Consider the following 17,099-nt stretch of genomic DNA (forward strand, 5'->3'; position numbering starts at 1 on the left):
CTTTAAAAAGTTAGTTTATGGCTTGTTTCCATTGTAGAAAATTGTTAGGGTAGCTCGAAATAGAGTTCAAAGAGTGCCAAAGCTGGTGCTCATTGGAAAATAATAATAGCCAGTGTTAACTGGCGACATAGCGTCTTCGCTAATGACTATCAAGGAACTGATGGCCCCCAATGAACAGTGAATGTTCTTCCTTCAAAAAAGCATCGCTTTTTCGAGAGCAAGTAATTGAACAGAAAGCAGACCGTTTGCACGGTGATGTTCTGCTCTTGCCACATTTGCGTCATTCGGTATTAATTTTTTCTTTGCTGGTTTGGTTATTGGCTGTGGCTATCTGGCTGGCTACCAGCACTTATGCGCGTAAAGAAACCGTGGTGGGCTGGCTTGAACCACCGACAGGGGTGGTGCGGTTGTATCCCGAAAGCTCTGGTCAGGTCAAGAAAGTTTTGGTTAAAGAAGGCGACCGAGTGCAGGTAGGCCAGCCGCTAATGATTATCAATGGTGACAGAACCTTAGCTGACGGCGGCAATCTTGAAGGTCGTCTGTTGGAAGAGTTTGAAAGCCAGCGCCGATTACTTAAAGAACAAATAACTCGTGCAGGGCAGACGCATCAGCACCGGGAGGGGAGTCTGGTGCGGCAGGTCGAATCCCTTCAGCACAATTTGGCGCTTATGGACGAGCAAATGGCTACATTGGATGCTCGCCACACTCTCATAAAAAATCAGCTCGAACGATATCGTCCGCTCGTTGAAGAGGGCCATATCTCACACAGAGAATATGACAGCTTTCTCTCGCAAGAGCTGTCTGTGCGAAGTGAAAGGCAGGCATTGCTGCGGGAAATCGGGAATCAACGCGATTTGCTATCGCAACGGCTTACCGATCTGCAGCTGCTCCCGCAGGATGCCGCTAATAGTCTTGACCAGCTGCAATCGCGCCTGAGCGAACTTGCTCAACAAATTGCCCAATTGAATGGCGAGCGTGCTCATGTGATCACAGCTACTCGCGCTGGCATCATTAACAATCTTCAGGCTCGAGAGGGGCAGTTTGTCTCATCGGTAAATCCGGTACCTTTGTTGACGTTGGCGGATAGTGCCAGTCCTTTGGTCGCTCATTTGCTGGTTCCAGTAAGGGCGGCAGGATTTATTGCACCGGGGCAGCGCCTGGATATTCGCTATGATGCTTTTTCGTATCAAAAATTTGGGCTATACCAAGGTGAAATTGCGCAGGTAGCTAAAACGCCACTCCTTCCTGGCGAATTGCTAAATGCCTCTTTTACCTTACAAGAACCTGTATATCTTGTTGAAGCCCGCTTGTATGAACAGGGGGTGCATGCCTACGGTCAAGAGATATCCCTAAAGTCTGGTATGACGCTAACCGCTGATGTTGAACTTTCCGAGCGTCGACTATGGCAGTGGTTGCTGGAGCCCATTTACAGTTTGAGAGGGCGTCTGTAGTGGATACGACCGAAAACTTAAGACAAAAAAGCACACGGCCGGATCAGCTCCTTAATTTCAGCGTGGCCCGCCGCCTGCCCGTGATTCATCAAACTGAGTCTGCCGAATGCGGATTAGTTTGTTTGGCCATGATTGCCAGTTTCCATGGTTATGAAACAGACCTTGCACACCTAAGGCAACGGATTCAGATATCCAGTCATGGCACGAATCTTAAAAATCTTATAGACATGGCCGCTCGGCTGCACTTGGCTGGACGAGCCCTAAAGCTGGATTCAGATTCTCTGGGTGGGCTTCAGTTGCCCTGTATTTTGCATTGGGATCTGAACCATTTTGTTGTCCTGAAAACGGTAAAGCACCGCAAGGCGGTTATTCACGATCCAGCCACTGGTGAGCGAACGTTAACAAAAGAAGAGTTCGATAAACATTTTACCGGCATCGCTCTGGAGCTAACACCTACAAGCAAATTCGAGATAGCAGACACTAGAAAACGCTTGGGCTTACAACATTTCTGGTCACGGATTAGCGGTTTAAAGCGTAGTCTTTTGCAAATACTTGCGCTGTCGCTGCTGCTGCAAGTATTTGTCGTGATCAGTCCTTATTACATACAAACAGTGGTAGATGACGTTGTTCTTAGAAATGATCAGAACCTGCTGCTAGTGTTGGCGTTAGGCTTTGGCCTTTTATTGTTAATAGAGACTGGTACTCATGTGCTCCGTCAATGGGTAATGCTTTATTTGTCCAGCCGCTTGAATATGCAGATGGCAGCTAACCTGTTTCGTCATCTGATTCGTCTCCCTATGAGCTACTTTTCCTCTCGTCATATGGGGGATATCGTATCGCGTTTTGGCTCCCTGCAGAGTGTGCGAGAGTTGCTTACCACCAGTCTGGTAGCGGCTATAGTAGATGGCATTATGGCTATCATAACCCTGACGGTAATGTTCTTTTACAGCATCAAGCTCACCTTCCTGGTTCTTTTTGTAGTGTTACTCTATGCCACTTTACGCTTAGCTCTCTATCGGCCCTTACGACTCCTGACTGAAGAGCAGATTGTTGCCCAAGCCAGACACGACTCTCATTTCATGGAGTCTGTGCGAGCGATTCAAACCATCAAGCTCTTTCAGCGTGAAAATGACCGACAAGGTCAATGGCAGAATCGTCTTGCCGACACGATTAACCAGAGTATACGCATAGCCCGCTGGAATATCGGTTACGAAACTATCAATAGATTGTTGTTTGGTTTTGAAAACTTGCTGGTAATTTACTTTGCAGCGACTGCCGTTATGGGGAATATTTTTTCGATAGGTATGCTCTACGCTTTTCTCAGTTACAAAAGCCGCTTTGTAGGATCCATGGATACTCTGATTGCAACATGGATTGAGCTGAAAATGCTTGGTCTGCATATGGACCGTTTATCCGACGTGGTCTTTACCGAGATAGAAGAGCAGGATGATCTGTTACCAGCACAATTGCCCCTGCCTCCTTTGCAGGGAAAAATTGAAGTTCGCAATCTTGGTTTCCAATATGGCGAAACCGAGGGGCCAGTCTTTCAAAACCTTAACTTCACCATAGAGCCGGGTGAAACTGTAGCTATAACTGGATCCAGTGGTTGTGGAAAAACCACTCTTATCAAGTGCTTGATGGGGTTGCTACAACCTACAGAGGGCGAAATCCTTATTGATGATCGCCCCATCAAACAAGTACCCGAATATCGCCGACAAATTGCCGGTGTAATGCAAGATGACCAATTACTTGCAGGTAGCATCGCTGACAATATCGCCTGTTTTGAGTCGCAGATCGATTTCGAGCGCCTTGCCCTATGTGCTCAAATGGCCTGTATTCACGATGAAATTATTAAAATGCCCATGCAGTACAACACCTTGGTTGGTGACATGGGCAATAGCCTCAGTGGAGGGCAAAAGCAAAGAATTGTGTTGGCGCGCGCGCTCTATCGTGCTCCACGTATTCTGTTCATGGATGAAGCCACCAGTCACCTGGATGTGGAAAACGAGTCTATGGTGAATAGCCATATTAAGCGGCTTACAACAACTCAGGTTTTGGTGGCACATAGGCCGGAAACGGTCAGGTCTGCAGAGAGGCAGATCGTGCTTTAACCTGGAAAGTCCGTTTTATTGGACGTTCAATTTAATAATGGAGCTATTTTATGAATACTTTTGGTTTGGATAAAAATTACACTCAATTCAACTTTGAGGAAATTTCTGTTGATGAGCTGCAAATTATATCTGGAGGATCTGGGTCGGGAACTGACGGAGCTTATTGGGCAATGCTTGGTATGTCCGCTGTGTTTGTTGTTGGGGCTGCCACTGTTGCTGCAGGCCCTGTAGCGTGGGCAATGGTTGGTGCCTCTTATCTACTTTCAGGAGGAGCGACATATCACGCATTAGGCTGGAATGGTCCAATATTTGGTTGATTTTTCTAGCTGATAATTAAAAATAAAAGTTGTAAAAGAGTTGGTGAGATCTGCTAACTCTTTTACTATTTTTGATTGGTTTTTAGGTTTCACAATTTATATTTGAAGATCCAAAAAAACAGGTGTTGATATGATGAATTCCAAAATAAAATCGTTTGCTGTTGCACTAGGGCTGTCTGCTTGGGCTGTTGCTGCTTTAGTGTTAACTGAAATGGTAGGAAAATTTGAGTCTGTATGGATATTTTTTGCAGTTTTCTTGGTTTCAATACTTTCAATGATCTATTCAGATTATATTGAATCAAAGAAGTCTACTCAAAGCCTGAAAATAAAATAATAGTGTTATTTTATACGCTATTTTTACTCTTTTATTTTATCATTAAAATTAAATAGAGATGTTAATTTTTTTGGTGATATTAAGTTTATTGTTACTTCAAGGTGTCTCAATTTTTAATATGGATTATTTATTTTATTCGCTAGGGACAATGGGTGATGCACTTCCATTTATCAAATTAGCAGCCTCAATTAATGAGGGCGGAGCTAAGGCAGCTTTTATTGGTAATGAAAAATTTGATCATCTGGCAAGCTCAATGGGAGTTAAATTATTTTCTGTTTCATCCTTGGCTGCTTATCAGAATAGCTATAATAATCCCTTAACATGGTCTCGTCATCATGCACAAAACCATTATAACGATTTCCATTTTCCAGCAATAAAGCGAACGTTCAAAACCATTGAAAGTATTATCCGAAAAGGCCACAAGCCAATTATTATTTATCAGGATGCATTATCGGGTGCGAGAATGGCCGCAGAGGAGTTTGGCCTGAAGTCATGCCAAGTAGTTCTAGCGCCTCAAGGAATTGGTTCCATATTAAGTCCGCCTTATCCCATGCGAAGGCAGGTTGAAGAGCGCCTGTGGGGGGAAATATTTCCTCAAATAAGAGGAAAGGCAAAGAAAGATACTTTCGATAGACTGGTTAGGCCTTTGATAAATCCGGCTAGGAAAGAGTTGGGGCTTGCACAGTGGTCCTTGTCGGATTTGCCTGATATGGAAACCAGTCCCTCTATATTGGCATTGTTTCCTGCGTGGCTTAAGCCTAACCCGGGGGACTGGCCCAAACAACTGGTCAATACTGGCTTTATTTTGGGTGAAACTCAGGATAGTGAAAGCAACGCGAGGTTGGATGAATTTATTAACCAGTATGGCGCACCTCTTGTATTTACATTTGGTACAGGAATTCCAGTTACCAACTTACTAATCGATAAAATTAGAAATCTCTGCCGCATAATTGGTAAGCCGGGTATATTTGTTGCACATTCGAAAAATGAGAGCTTTTTCGAATGTGGTGAATTTCCCGTCTTGATTCTACCATCCGTCCCTTTCAGTTATCTATTTGCTCGTGCAGCGCTCGTTATTCATCACGGTGGCATAGGTACCTGTGCACAAGCACTCGCCACTGGTATTCCACAAGTAATTTCCCCTTACACATTTGATCAGCCCGACAATGCTTTTCTTCTGTGGCAGCTAGGCATTAGCAACGCGATTGATTTTTTAAGCGATTCGGTTAATCAGATTGCGAGCTGTGTGATGGAAGTTCTGTCATCACACAGTATCAAGGAAAAAGTAAAGTACTATCAAAACCTCACTACAGATGAAACGGAATCCTCGGTACAGTTTCTGCTGTCACTAAAGGAATAAGGATTACAGAAATGCTAATTAAACTTGCAGACTCGTTTAATCTACTCCCGGTAGAGATGAATAAAGTATCTGGAACGCATCTATTATGGAGGAATAGATCTACTAACGGTGATGTATCGGATGACGAATTTGTTGATAATTATTCTTGGGTCGTAAAAGGTAGTACATTTTCTGACACACTTAACAGCTACCCCAATTCTACAAGGATGATGTTTGCTGAGCGCTATGGTGGATTTGGCGTAGGCACAAATGGTGGTGGAGCCAGAGTGGTTAATATCAATAATGCGCAAATAAAAGGTGTTGGTGCCAATGCGTTGGCTGGTGATGGTGCACTGAAATCACACTCATATGGAGGGCTTGATATCCAGGGTGCAGTAAAGGAGGTCATCTATTCTCGACTATTGAATAAAATATCACCCATCGGTGTACAAAATATCCATGGTCTGATTTTTCTGGATGAAACCTCTGCGCTGCATAACAACAGCAATGCACCTAGTGTGCTAATGGTAAGGGAATCTATAGCAAGGCCAAGTCATTTTCTTCCTTGCATGTACTTCAGGTTAAAACCAGAGCATCGCGCATTGATGCGATCGGATTACTCAAGAATATTTAGTATTTATAAAAATATTAGAGAAAATAATTTGTTGTCAGAATTTTATTCGATGATACAAAATTTTTTAGAAAGATGTGCTGACCAGTTGTCATTTTTCAGAATGGCACGGTTTTCTCATAATGCACTGACGCCTTCAAATATTAGCATGGATGGCCGCGTTCTGGATACTTCATTGTGCAGCTTTGTTATCTCCGGGAGTAATTATGGTCAAGTTACTAGTTACTTTGAAGAGCCTGCCACTCCAGCTCAAGTGATAAAAGAATGGTTTTATCTCATTAATAAATTTTTATTTGATAAGCCGGTTGAGGAGCATTTTTTGATGCTCTATGAAGAAAAATTTTATCAATATGCACACGTCAACATGGGGTATATGTTCGGACTAGATAGAGAAATGTCCACCAAGCTGTCTTGCACCGTCGAATGGAGAAGGGTTTCAACCCGCTTGCTGTCTTTATTGTCAATGGGGTCCCCAATTAAAATTGGTACTTTACCTACTGATGATTCTATTGACTTTGTCAACGATATATTAACTGCCAGTCTCTACTCTATATTGAATAACCTGAAGATTGACAAAGCCAATAAATTTCTTAGCGAATTCATCTTGGACCTAGATTTACTGATGACACTACTTTCCTCTTCTTTGGGCTGGCATGGACAAAATGAGCATGTGTTTCATAAGGTGTTCGTCATTCAAACAATAAAAAGAGCAATTCTGAGCAGCTATTTCTTTATAACTTATATCGGTCGAACAGTGGATGAATTCTGCGCAGATGGTCGTGTCGAAGATACTGAAAAAGTAATCATCCAAAACGATCGTATCGCTGACTGGATTTACGAAAATTTGTTATCCGAACGCTGTACCCTTTATTCGGGCAATGGGATATCTATTGAATACGATCGCGTCTCTGACGAATATCTCTATTGCGATAAAGCGGGTATCGTAAAGCATATTAATAGCTCTCGCCACTTACGTCAGATAATTGATAGCAACAAGAGTGATTGTATTGTGCAGGGTTATAATTTTCACCCCTATTTAAAACGCCTTGTCGCGCTTATGGATGGTGATGCGGAAAACAGCTTTAACGGAGTGAAAAATGTATTTTGTTGAAAGTCAGGGCGCGGATTTGTTAAACGAGGCTATTGTGCTGCGTGTAATTAGTGGGGCTGGCATAGATTCTCAGTGTCTCGGATCTTTGCTAGAAGCAAGTAAGCATCGGCAGATAATGATGATAAAAACACAAAAGGATGAACCCTTGGCAAGTCTTGCCTTTGCCAAAATATCTAAATACACACTTAGGTTGTTCGCGGCTAATCCAGTACATAAATTGCAAGCCTATGAATATAATGAGGGGAAAATTCTATATATTCTAGATGGGTTTTTCAGGAAAGGCAGCTTTAAAAATTCATTGCGGTTATTGCTGCCTCAGCTTAAAAGATACCGCTTAATTGCGTATGTAAAAAATGGTAAGCTGAAGGTTTTTTATAATAAAGGTGGTTGTATTTTTAGGGTTTCTATTTGATTTTTTATCCAATTAATATTTGATACTTGGTCGTATAAATTGAAAAGGCGGATTCAACCGCGAAGTGCATAACTTGGGTTTAGAATATGTTTTCACGGAAGATGAAATTTATTTTGCATGCATTAGGAACGAGTGGAGACGTTTTTCCAGTTATGGGCCTAGCGAAGTCGCTGCTTCTGGCTAAATACGATGTGGTAGTTCTATCAAATGAAAAATTTAGGTGTATTGCTGATAAGGAGGGAATTCCATTTTATTCGACCGGTGGGATAGGAGAATATTGCGCTGGGAATACATCTGAGATTTATCGTTCTGGAAGTTGGGATAGTCAAGTTCTTTACTACATTCTTCCTGCTTTTAAGCCATCTTTTGATTATGTTCATTCAGAGTATAGAGAAAATAAAAATATTATTGTGATTAGTTCTTGTAAGAGCAATGGTGCGCGAGCTGCTGCCGATATTCTTTCAATATCTGTAGTGGATTTAGTGATTTCCCCTGCTAGCTTGCTTTCGGTGTATGATTTGTCTGCGCCTTTTTGTTGGTATTATAAAAATAAATTTCCTTTTTTTATTCAGCGATGGCTGTTATCGAAAGCTTTTAAAAAGCTCAGTAAAATTTGTATTGATTATTCAATAACAGTTTCAGTAAATAAGGCGCGTCGAGCATTAGGTGCGTTGCCCTACGGGAAGAACAATAAAAAAATAGAAAATCTGTCCTTTGGTCTTTTTCCAGAGTGGTTTTCGCCGAGAGCTAAAGATTGGCCTAGCCATTTTCAAAGTGTAGGCTTCCCTCTCGCCTGTTTTTCAAAAAGCAATGATGAACTTGTCAGAAAATTTATTGGCGAAAACGGTCCGCCCATAGTGTTTTATTTCGGGTCAGGGGCTCATGATCTTTATGCGCTTCAAGAGCATTGTTTTAAAATTTGTAGTCAATTGAAAGTTTCTGCAATATTTCTTGGGCCATCGGAAGATGTGGTAATTAAAAGAGATGGGTTAAATCATCTTTTGCTTGCTGAAATGGATTTTTCGGTAATCCTGAAAATGTGTCGAGCTATAGTTCATCATGGTGGTATTGGGACTGTTTCGCAAGCGATTAACGCCAGGATACCTCAGCTTATAAGACCTTTGCGGCCTGATCACATTAATAATGCTTATAGAGTTAAACTTAATGGATTTGGTGACTATCTACTCCCGAGAGATTTTCGTGTAGTTGATGCGGCTAAAAAGCTGGGTGATCTGCTTTCTGTCCGGGATGCTTTTAATAGCTTGGATGTCAGTGAAGGCTCTCTTGATGGCAACTCTGTGTTTGATCGAATTGTTTTGGAAATAGAAAAAGTTTATGTTCGACGCTCATAGCTCTGTTTGTGACATGATGGAATCGATCGCCTATTAATGGCTTAATGTATATGTTTATTGGTGCATAGCCAGAGTTTTTGGCTTTTTAAAGGAGAAATTTACTATGGAAAGCAGAGGGGTATATTTTCTGGCAAATGACCGCGTAAAGGAAATTGCTATTGCCTTTCTAAATAGCTTTAGATTGCATAATCCTGAGATGCCATTATGCCTTATCCCATTTAATGATGATTGCGAGGGTATTGTTTCATTGCAAGATGAATATGATTTCACCATCTTCAATGATTACGATATTTTATCAGCCTGTGACTATGTGAGTAGTATCTTCCATGGAAATGTATGTGGTGCTTATAGAAAATTTTCTGCCTGGCATGGTGGATTTGAAGAATTTCTCTATATAGATATTGATACCGTTGTTTTAAGAAACATAGATTTTTCCTTTTCTTTCAACCAAAAATTTGATGTTTATACGTCTCACTCTGATCTTCCTGGCCTGATTCAATGGTGTTGGAAATTGAGTATCTTTGAAAAGAACGTATTAAGCCGTTTGCAGATAGAGTTTTCTGCTAATACTGGTTTTATAGCGAGTCGAGTCGGGGTTTTTTCTGTAGCTAGATTTTTGGAGGCGGCTGGGGAGGCTGTAAGTCTTAAGAATGATATGAGACTTGAGTGTATGGAACAGCCTTTCTTTAACTATTTGTTTGTCAATTCTGGGGTGAAATATAGCAGTCTTAGGATGATATATTACAAGTATGGTATTGCCGATGGACCTGTCGAGTATTGGGCTGGTCTTCAGCATGGAAAGTTAATTAATAATGAAATAATAATAGAATCTGGCCCGCCCATTTTTCTTGTGCATTGGGCTGGCATTATGCAGGGCGTTGGAAAACGAGGTCATTACTTTCCCTATAGAAAATTATGGCTTCACTATAGACACTTCCGTAGCCGGAATGACTCGAATCATGGCTTCTTTCGTGGCTTTCTTAGGTTTTTAAAGCCTTTTTGTATAAAGTAATTGCGCTAATTTTATATTGGTCTGAAGATTAAGATAGGGATTATTTATGATTTTAAGGAAAAGACGATGTTTGGTTACTGGTGGGGCTGGCTTTCTTGGTTCCCACGTGTGTGAAAGATTATTAAATAACGGGTGTGCGGTGATTTGTGTTGATAATCTCTACACAGGCTCAAGATTAAATATTCAGCATTTATTCGCCAATCCATTTTTTCAGTTTATTTTCCACGATATTACCCAGCCTTTATTTATCGAGGTTGACGAAATTTATAATCTTGCTTGTCCGGCTAGTCCAGTTCAATATCAAAAAGATCCTGTCCAAACGACTAAGACATGTGTTTTAGGGGCTATCAATATGCTGGGCTTGGCAAAGCGTTTAAAAGTAAAAATATTCCAGGCCTCTACTAGCGAAGTATATGGCGATCCGGAGGTGCACCCTCAAGTTGAGTCTTATAGAGGATCTGTTAATCCTGTCGGAATTCGCTCATGTTATGACGAGGGTAAGCGGTGTGCGGAAACGCTCTTCTTCGATTATCATCGCCAACATGCTGTTGACATAAGGGTGGCCAGAATTTTTAATACTTATGGACCTCGAATGCAATCAAATGACGGTCGAGTTATTTCAAATTTCATTATTCAGGCCCTGTTAGGGCAGCCGATAACGATATTTGGATCAGGAAACCAGACGCGATCTTTTTGTTATGTTGATGATTTGGTTGATGGAATTATTGCTTTAATGGGCTTGGATACATCAGTAAATTCACCTGTTAATCTGGGAAATACTATTGAAATTTCCATGATTGACTTGGCTACCCTGATAATTTCTTTATCTGATTCATCATCTACATTGATTTATAAAGATTTGCCTTTGGACGATCCATCCCGGCGAAAACCAAATATTAATTTTGCCAAAGCTCTATTTGGCTGGACTCCAGCCGTGAGTCTTGATGGTGGTCTTATGCAGACAATTGATTTCTATCGATATAAGGTTATAAATAGAGAGGTAGTTGGGGAGAGTTATAGTCTTGTTTAGGGGATAGGATTAGTTTTCAATTGTAAATTAAGATATTAATTTTGTTTTTATAGGATGGTACCTAAGTGGTGTATTAATTCCATTTTTATTTTTTTGAAATTGCAACCACGCCCCTCCCCTTTTAAGTTAAGCAGGAGGAGCTTGGCTATCAGAGCATATTTACACATTAAACAAAAAGTGCAACACATCCCCATCTTTCACAACGTAATCCTTTCCTTCCTTACGCGCTTTACCGGCGGTTTTTGCGCCTTGTTCGCCTTTGTATTCAACAAAGTCTGCGTAGGAAATGGTTTCGGCGCGGATGAAGCCTTTTTCGAAGTCGGTGTGAATAACACCGGCAGCTTGCGGGGCGGTGGCGCCTACCGGGATGGTCCAGGCGCGTACTTCTTTTACGCCGGCGGTGAAGTAGGTTTGCAAACCGAGTAACTGGTAACCGGCGCGAATAACGCGGTCGAGGCCGGGTTCGGTCATGCCCATTTCGGAAAGGAATTCAGCTTTGTCTTCGCCTTCAAGTTCGGCGATATCAGCTTCCAGTTTGTTGCAGATGGGCACAACTACGGCGCCTTCTTCTTCGGCAATTTTACGCACGATATCCAGCAGCGGGTTATTTTCAAAACCGTCTTCGGATACGTTGGCGATGTACATGGTCGGTTTTACGGTGAGCAGGTTTAACTCACGCAGCAACAGCAATTCTTCTTTGTCCAGACCAAATGAGCGCAGCGGTTTGGCTTCGTTCAGGTGCGGCAGAATTTTTTCCAGTAGCACTTTCATCAGGCCGGCGTGCTTGTCCTGGCCTTTGGCGGCGCGGGTGTAGCGTTGCAAGGCTTTGTCTACGGTTTCCAGGTCAGCCAGCGCCAGTTCGGTGTTGATCACTTCGATGTCGGCAGCCGGGTTTACTGCGTTGGCCACGTGAATAACGTTGTCATCTTCAAAGCAACGTACTACGTGCGCAATAGCGTCGGTTTCGCGGATATTGGCGAGGAATTTGTTACCGAGGCCTTCACCTTTGGACGCGCCGGCAACGATACCGGCGATGTCGATGAACTCCATGGTGGTGGCGATCACTTTTTCGGGTTTGACGATTTCAGCCAGTTTTTCCTGGCGCGGGTCGGGTACTGCAACCACGCCAGCATTGGGCTCAATGGTGCAGAAGGGAAAGTTTTCAGCACCGATACCGGCATTGGTCAATGCATTGAAGAGGGTGGATTTACCGACGTTTGGCAAACCGACGATGCCGCAATTAAAGCCCATGGTGTTATTCCGCTCTTGATCAAGGAAAAAGCGCGATTATACCGCGCCTGAGGCGGCTATGGCGCTTTTTCGGGCGGAAACCGGCTTGCTGCGCCAGGATGGCAGCGGAAATAACTCCTTGTAATCCGTTATGGATGCCCGACAGCGCGGCGGCTCAGAGCGCGGCGCGTAGCCACCCGCCCAGCAGCGCCAGTGGTAGCGCTGCGCCCGCCAACCAGCACCAGGCGCGCAAAGCGCTGCGGGCGTGAAAACTTGCCATGGCGATTACCGGGTAAATGATAAAGCTGGCCAGCGTGGCGCCAACGACGGTTTCTGCGCGATTCAGGCCGACGCTTGCCAGTAACAGTGAAAGGGTTACGGTGATGATGACCGTGAGTCCGAAGGCGCCAAGTGTGACCGCCAGTGCACGTGCGAGGTTGGAGCGGTTCATGGTCGCCCTCTCTTCAACGACCATTGGCGGGCGTTTAACGTGATGACCGCCATGGCTGCGAGGCTTGCCCAGCCAAACCAGATAACACTGCCGTAACCAAAGCCGGTATGACGACCGGCGACCCACCAGGCGATAGCCAAACAGATAAACCCGCTGGTGCGTAGCAGCCTGCCAGGTGTTGGAGAGAATGGCTGGCGCAGCCAGAGTGATTGCTGACGTGGCAGGCCGAGCAGTAACAGCGTAAAGCCTGTGAGGCAGAGTAGCGCGGTGGCGGCATGTGTCATCAGCGGCTGCGCTCCGTTTTATGGGGGGACGTAGGGGGGCGGCTAATACGTTTCGCTGCACCGGCAAAAAACAGCGCGCTAATCAGCATCGCAATATCGAAGCCGATAAATAATCCATCACCTTGCAGCAGGCTTTGATAAATACCCCGCGATGTGGCCAGCGTATTCACTACCGGAACCAGCGCAAACAACAAGGCGCACATCACCAGCGTTTCCCGCCAGGCCGATTTGGGTGGCCGCACCAGCGTCCATAACAGCACCGCAGCCCAGGTGAGAAACAGGCAATGAATTTCCCACGCTGCACGTTCTGCCAGCGCGATGGGCAGCAATCGATTAGCGAGAAAGTAAGCCGCGATGCCTGCCGATGCGCCCACTATCACAGTGATATTTAAACGCTCAACCAGAATACGACCCATGGTGGATGCGGGCATTTGTCGGCCACGTTTTACCGACCAGAGAATCAAGCCGGTGGCGATCATCAATGTGCCGCCCACGCCCGAGAAGAAATAAAGCCAGCGCAATACCGGGTCGGCAAAGCGGGCGCTGTGTAAATCGGTCATTACGTCCAGGGTGCGAATGGCTGCGCCGGGGGTAGCTGGCGGCTGCAATAATTGCCCATTAACTCCGCTGAAAAAAATCGCCTGGTGTGGCGAGCCCAGCCGGTCGGTGTGCGGAAAAATTTCAACCATGGCATTCAGGTCGCCAGGATGATGGACTCGGATAAACGCTGGCCGTACGCCATTAAAATGTTGCTCTGCGGTAGCGATTATTTTTGATAATGGCATCGGTTCTGCCATCACACCGGCAGGCTGCACGTGCGGTGCGGTGGGGCGAATGGCCTGGCGAAATTCCGAAGGGTCAGGAAAGTTGGCGAGAATCGCCCAAGGCATAATAGTGAGCAGTAAGGTTGCCAGCCCGGTCCAGGTAATCATCAGATGAAAGGGCAGTGCAACTACTGCGGTGATGTTATGCACATCCAGCCAACTGCGTTGCCCTTTGCCAAGGCGTAGCGTAAAAAAGTCGATAAATATTTTCCGGTGAATCACCACGCCGGATAGTAGCGCCACCAGCATCAGTAACGAAGCAATGCATACCAGATAGCGGGCGAGTTGCCAGGGAATGTAATAGAGGTTGTAGTGAAAGCTGAACAGGAAATTGCCACCGTGGGTGTCGCGTGTGGTCAGTGCTTCGCCGCTGGAAGGGTGAAGTTGCAATGTCTGGCGTTGTTCCTCCGCCTGCCAGGAGGCTCGCAAGGTTTCACCGCCCCGCTGTGGCGGTAGCGAAATTTGCCAGGCCTTTGCCCCCGGTGCGTTGCTGGCAAGTTGCTGCCAGAGTTTATCAACGGCAACGCTGCTTAATGCTTCATCGCGCAGCTCCGGCTGCATCCATGTCGAAATTTCCTGTTTAAAAAATGAAACCGTACCGAATAAAAAAATAATAAAAAGCAACCACCCGGGCAGTAATCCTGCCCAGGTGTGCAATACCGCCATGGATTGGCGAAAACCGGTTTTCATCCGCGAGTGCGATGTTTAATGGGATTTAAAAATCAGCGGATACCGACACCAGGAAAGTGATTGGCGTTCCTACGGTAAGGCCTGCTCGCGCTGCGGATTGCCAGTAGTTTTCGTTCAGCACATTTTCAATCGCGCCGCGAATTGTTACCGGTGTGCCGTTAGTTATAAATGCATAGCGGGCACCCAAATCAAAACGTTGCCATTCGGGAATTTTCTGGGTGTTGGCAGCATCTACATATTGCGAGGCAGTATGCAGCACGCGCGCGGTCAGGGTTAAGCCAGGCAGCGCTGGCACATCCCATTCGCCAGAGAGATTCAATTGAAAATCCGGTACCGCCGGTGCGGTATTGCCTTCATTGCTGCGGTTATCGCTTTTGGTCAGTTCTGCATCGGTCCAGGCAGCGCCACCCAGCAAACGGATACCGTCAACCGGCTCGCCGTTGGCGGTGAGTTCAATACCGCGATTGCGTTGGTTGCCATCAACACTGAAGTGTTGCGTGGCCGGGTTTAAAAAACTGCTGGGGCGATCAATCTGGAAAAAGCTGATGGAGGTGGTTAATTTACCCCAGTCATATTTCCCGCCAATTTCGTATTGTTCTGACGCAGACGGTTCAAAAATTTCACCGGCATTTGAGGCGCCTTCCGGAGCAACCGGCCCCTGGCTCAGGCCTTCAATATAGTTACCGTAGAGCGCGAGATTTGCTGACGGTTTAATAATGATTGCTGCGGTTGGCGTGGTGGCCGATTTATCGTAAGAGGATTCGTTTTCGCCGGAGACGGCATTAATGTTAATGGCTTCAACCTGTTGATAGCGAACACCGGCTGTGACTTGAATAAAACCATCGGCAAATGACAGGGTATCGGCCAGCGCCAGGCTGCGCAGATTCACTTCTCTGATTTTGGGGATGTCGCTACTGATGCTGATATCCGGCTTGGGGATATTGGCCGGCTGATAAAGATTGGACATCACAATCGGGTCACGCACGCGCACCTGCCCCTGATCCATCTCAAAAACGCTCGCGCTTAATACCGGTTCGTGATGTACCGGGCCGGTTTCGAACTGCCCGCGCAGGCCGACTTCACCGGTGAAGGTGTCGAGTGTTTCATCGAGGCGGGTTGGTCTTGCTCCCATGGTTCCTTCACCGTCAAGCAATAACCAACTGGCTTGATAGCTGGCAAATTCATAATCTTTTGCACCCAGCGCACCGTAGAGAGTCCAGTTGTTATTCAAGTCGAATTCGGCGCGCACCGAGCCGGCCAATTCTTTGGTATCCCAATAGGTCCATGCCGGGAAAATATTGTGTTTGGCGTCCGGCACTTTGCCAATCGCGATGCCGGAATCGGGCGGCAGCAGCAGGCCGCTACGTGCATGGGTGGTGCGATCCTGATAACTCAAATCGCCGTCAACGCGAAAACGTTCGCCCTGATAATCTGCGCCCAGTGTGAAAGCGGCCAGCGCTTCTTTACTGCCATTCACCGGCATATCGCCGTCGCTGTAGAGCACATTAACGCGCGCACCGGTTTGCTGTTGCTCTCCGAAACGGCGAGCAACGTCAGTGTGTAACCCGAGCTGGCTGTCGGAAATATACGACAGGGTTACGCGGTTCAGCGGCGTTACGCCAGCGCGCTTTGGTACCAGATTGATCGCGCCGCCCACAGAGCCGAAAGGTGCTATGCCGTTCAGCAAAGCATTGGGGCCTTTCAACACTTCTACCCGCTCCACGCCAATCAAGGCACTGGAGCTGTGCGGCGATACGCCGAAAAGTCCGTTAAACGAAGCGTCATAGTTATACAAGCTGAAACCGCGCACGTTGAATTCATCGCGTCCGGCGCCACGGGAATAGGTGTTGCGAATGGAGGGATCGTTTACCAGCACATCGCCGAGATTTTGCGCTTGCTGGTCTTCAATCAGTTTTGAGGTGTAGTGGGTAACCTGAAAGGGCGTATCCATGGTGTCGCGATTGCCCAATAAACCCAGTCTGCCGCCGCGCGCTGTTTGGCCGCCCGCATAAGCTTCCGGCTGCGCCGCCAGCAGCGCGGAATCGGAAATACTAACGGTGGGCAGTGTGGCGGATTGGGTGTTGACCGCTTGCAGGCGATATTGGCCTTGTGCATTGCGCTCGGCGGCCAACCCGGTGCCAGTCAATAAGGTGTCGAGTGCGGCCTGGGTGCTGTGGCTGCCTTGTACGCCGGGGCTGTTTTTCCCGCGTGCCAGATCGGTGGCGCCGACCAATGAAATGCCCGCTTCCATGGAGAAACGGGTGAGTGCATCGGAAAGCGGGCCGGCGGGAATGTTATAGCTGCGCAAGGTCTGGCTGGCGGAAGTTGAATCGGCTGTTTGTGCCCAGGTTGCCGGCACGGCAGTGGCCAGGGTCAACAGGCTGCCCGCCATCAGCAAACGGGTTGCCACGGTTAAAGGGTGCATTTTGCGGTCGGGAGTAGTGGATTGGCGGGCAGGCATAAACGGTTTCCTCGAAACAGGGCTATGGACTGATGAGCCTTGTCATATGTCAGGCGGGT

15 protein-coding genes are annotated in these 17,099 nt (G+C 46.1%); 10 read left to right on the forward strand and 5 right to left on the reverse strand.

The genetic code is table 11. The features are described 5' to 3' along the window. Positions 1-170: 170 nt before the first annotated feature. The 10 genes from C4F51_RS03780 to C4F51_RS03825 all read left to right on the forward strand — a co-directional run bounded on the left by C4F51_RS03780 (position 171) and on the right by C4F51_RS03825 (position 11,100). Positions 171-1,451 carry an HlyD family secretion protein gene (locus C4F51_RS03780; RefSeq protein WP_193907299.1) on the forward strand — a complete coding sequence of 427 codons (1,281 nt, stop codon included), beginning with the start codon at positions 171-173 and terminating at the stop codon, positions 1,449-1,451. Further along, positions 1,451-3,562 (forward strand): peptidase domain-containing ABC transporter, encoded by a 2,112-nt coding sequence (locus C4F51_RS03785; protein WP_328701303.1) that lies wholly within the window; start codon positions 1,451-1,453, stop codon positions 3,560-3,562. The genes C4F51_RS03780 and C4F51_RS03785 overlap by 1 nt, the downstream gene beginning before the upstream one ends. Positions 3,563-3,612: 50 nt before the next feature. Next, positions 3,613-3,879, forward strand: coding sequence for a hypothetical protein (locus C4F51_RS03790; RefSeq protein ID WP_193907302.1), 267 nt, complete (start codon positions 3,613-3,615; stop codon positions 3,877-3,879). A 130-nt stretch (positions 3,880-4,009) separates the two neighbouring features. Then, positions 4,010-4,213, forward strand: coding sequence for a hypothetical protein (locus C4F51_RS03795; protein WP_193907304.1), 204 nt, complete (start codon positions 4,010-4,012; stop codon positions 4,211-4,213). A 118-nt stretch (positions 4,214-4,331) separates the two neighbouring features. After that, the gene (locus tag C4F51_RS03800) at positions 4,332-5,573 is read left to right on the forward strand and encodes a nucleotide disphospho-sugar-binding domain-containing protein (RefSeq protein WP_193907306.1); all 1,242 of its coding nucleotides are present in this window, start codon (positions 4,332-4,334) and stop codon (positions 5,571-5,573) included. Between the two features lie 11 nt (positions 5,574-5,584). Then, positions 5,585-7,294 carry a hypothetical protein gene (locus tag C4F51_RS03805; RefSeq protein ID WP_193907308.1) on the forward strand — a complete coding sequence of 570 codons (1,710 nt, stop codon included), beginning with the start codon at positions 5,585-5,587 and terminating at the stop codon, positions 7,292-7,294. Beyond that, positions 7,281-7,706 carry a hypothetical protein gene (locus tag C4F51_RS03810; protein ID WP_193907310.1) on the forward strand — a complete coding sequence of 142 codons (426 nt, stop codon included), beginning with the start codon at positions 7,281-7,283 and terminating at the stop codon, positions 7,704-7,706. The genes C4F51_RS03805 and C4F51_RS03810 overlap by 14 nt, the downstream gene beginning before the upstream one ends. Positions 7,707-7,807: 101 nt before the next feature. Then, positions 7,808-9,058 carry a glycosyltransferase gene (locus tag C4F51_RS03815; protein WP_193907312.1) on the forward strand — a complete coding sequence of 417 codons (1,251 nt, stop codon included), beginning with the start codon at positions 7,808-7,810 and terminating at the stop codon, positions 9,056-9,058. Between the two features lie 103 nt (positions 9,059-9,161). After that, positions 9,162-10,070 (forward strand): hypothetical protein, encoded by a 909-nt coding sequence (locus tag C4F51_RS03820; RefSeq protein ID WP_193907314.1) that lies wholly within the window; start codon positions 9,162-9,164, stop codon positions 10,068-10,070. A 46-nt stretch (positions 10,071-10,116) separates the two neighbouring features. After that, positions 10,117-11,100, forward strand: coding sequence for a UDP-glucuronic acid decarboxylase family protein (locus C4F51_RS03825; protein ID WP_202987604.1), 984 nt, complete (start codon positions 10,117-10,119; stop codon positions 11,098-11,100). A 159-nt stretch (positions 11,101-11,259) separates the two neighbouring features. On the opposite strand, the gene ychF is transcribed toward C4F51_RS03825, so the two are convergent. The 5 genes from ychF to C4F51_RS03850 all read right to left on the reverse strand — a co-directional run bounded on the left by ychF (position 11,260) and on the right by C4F51_RS03850 (position 17,040). Then, a complete protein-coding gene (gene ychF / locus C4F51_RS03830) occupies positions 11,260-12,351 on the reverse strand; it encodes a redox-regulated ATPase YchF (RefSeq protein ID WP_193907316.1) in 1,092 nt (363 codons plus the stop codon). A gap of 154 nt (positions 12,352-12,505) precedes the next feature. Further along, complete coding sequence (locus C4F51_RS03835; RefSeq protein ID WP_193907318.1) at positions 12,506-12,781, reverse strand: hypothetical protein; 276 nt, start codon at positions 12,779-12,781, stop codon at positions 12,506-12,508. After that, the gene (locus C4F51_RS03840; protein ID WP_193907320.1) at positions 12,778-13,065 is read right to left on the reverse strand and encodes a DUF3325 family protein; all 288 of its coding nucleotides are present in this window, start codon (positions 13,063-13,065) and stop codon (positions 12,778-12,780) included. The genes C4F51_RS03835 and C4F51_RS03840 overlap by 4 nt, the downstream gene beginning before the upstream one ends. Further along, the gene (locus C4F51_RS03845) at positions 13,065-14,579 is read right to left on the reverse strand and encodes a PepSY-associated TM helix domain-containing protein (protein ID WP_193907322.1); all 1,515 of its coding nucleotides are present in this window, start codon (positions 14,577-14,579) and stop codon (positions 13,065-13,067) included. The genes C4F51_RS03840 and C4F51_RS03845 overlap by 1 nt, the downstream gene beginning before the upstream one ends. A gap of 25 nt (positions 14,580-14,604) precedes the next feature. Next, positions 14,605-17,040, reverse strand: a complete 2,436-nt coding sequence (locus tag C4F51_RS03850) for a TonB-dependent receptor (protein WP_202987605.1) — start codon at positions 17,038-17,040, stop codon at positions 14,605-14,607. Positions 17,041-17,099: the final 59 nt, after the last annotated feature.

Source organism: Cellvibrio polysaccharolyticus (genome assembly GCF_015182315.1).
Lineage (GTDB): Bacteria > Pseudomonadota > Gammaproteobacteria > Pseudomonadales > Cellvibrionaceae > Cellvibrio > Cellvibrio polysaccharolyticus.

What these genes read in the sequence shown, in the direction of transcription:
- C4F51_RS03780 (WP_193907299.1), top strand. Translation starts at nt 171, where the DNA reads ATGAACAGTGAATGTTCTTCCTTCAAAAAAGCATCGCTTTTTCGAGAG.
- C4F51_RS03790 (WP_193907302.1), top strand. Translation starts at nt 3,613, where the DNA reads ATGAATACTTTTGGTTTGGATAAAAATTACACTCAATTCAACTTTGAG.
- C4F51_RS03795 (WP_193907304.1), top strand. Translation starts at nt 4,010, where the DNA reads ATGATGAATTCCAAAATAAAATCGTTTGCTGTTGCACTAGGGCTGTCT.
- C4F51_RS03800 (WP_193907306.1), top strand. Translation starts at nt 4,332, where the DNA reads ATGGATTATTTATTTTATTCGCTAGGGACAATGGGTGATGCACTTCCA.
- C4F51_RS03805 (WP_193907308.1), top strand. Translation starts at nt 5,585, where the DNA reads ATGCTAATTAAACTTGCAGACTCGTTTAATCTACTCCCGGTAGAGATG.
- C4F51_RS03810 (WP_193907310.1), top strand. Translation starts at nt 7,281, where the DNA reads ATGTATTTTGTTGAAAGTCAGGGCGCGGATTTGTTAAACGAGGCTATT.
- C4F51_RS03815 (WP_193907312.1), top strand. Translation starts at nt 7,808, where the DNA reads ATGAAATTTATTTTGCATGCATTAGGAACGAGTGGAGACGTTTTTCCA.
- C4F51_RS03820 (WP_193907314.1), top strand. Translation starts at nt 9,162, where the DNA reads ATGGAAAGCAGAGGGGTATATTTTCTGGCAAATGACCGCGTAAAGGAA.
- C4F51_RS03825 (WP_202987604.1), top strand. Translation starts at nt 10,117, where the DNA reads ATGATTTTAAGGAAAAGACGATGTTTGGTTACTGGTGGGGCTGGCTTT.
- ychF (WP_193907316.1), bottom strand. Translation starts at nt 12,351, where the DNA reads ATGGGCTTTAATTGCGGCATCGTCGGTTTGCCAAACGTCGGTAAATCC.
- C4F51_RS03835 (WP_193907318.1), bottom strand. Translation starts at nt 12,781, where the DNA reads ATGAACCGCTCCAACCTCGCACGTGCACTGGCGGTCACACTTGGCGCC.
- C4F51_RS03840 (WP_193907320.1), bottom strand. Translation starts at nt 13,065, where the DNA reads ATGACACATGCCGCCACCGCGCTACTCTGCCTCACAGGCTTTACGCTG.
- C4F51_RS03845 (WP_193907322.1), bottom strand. Translation starts at nt 14,579, where the DNA reads ATGAAAACCGGTTTTCGCCAATCCATGGCGGTATTGCACACCTGGGCA.
- C4F51_RS03850 (WP_202987605.1), bottom strand. Translation starts at nt 17,040, where the DNA reads ATGCCTGCCCGCCAATCCACTACTCCCGACCGCAAAATGCACCCTTTA.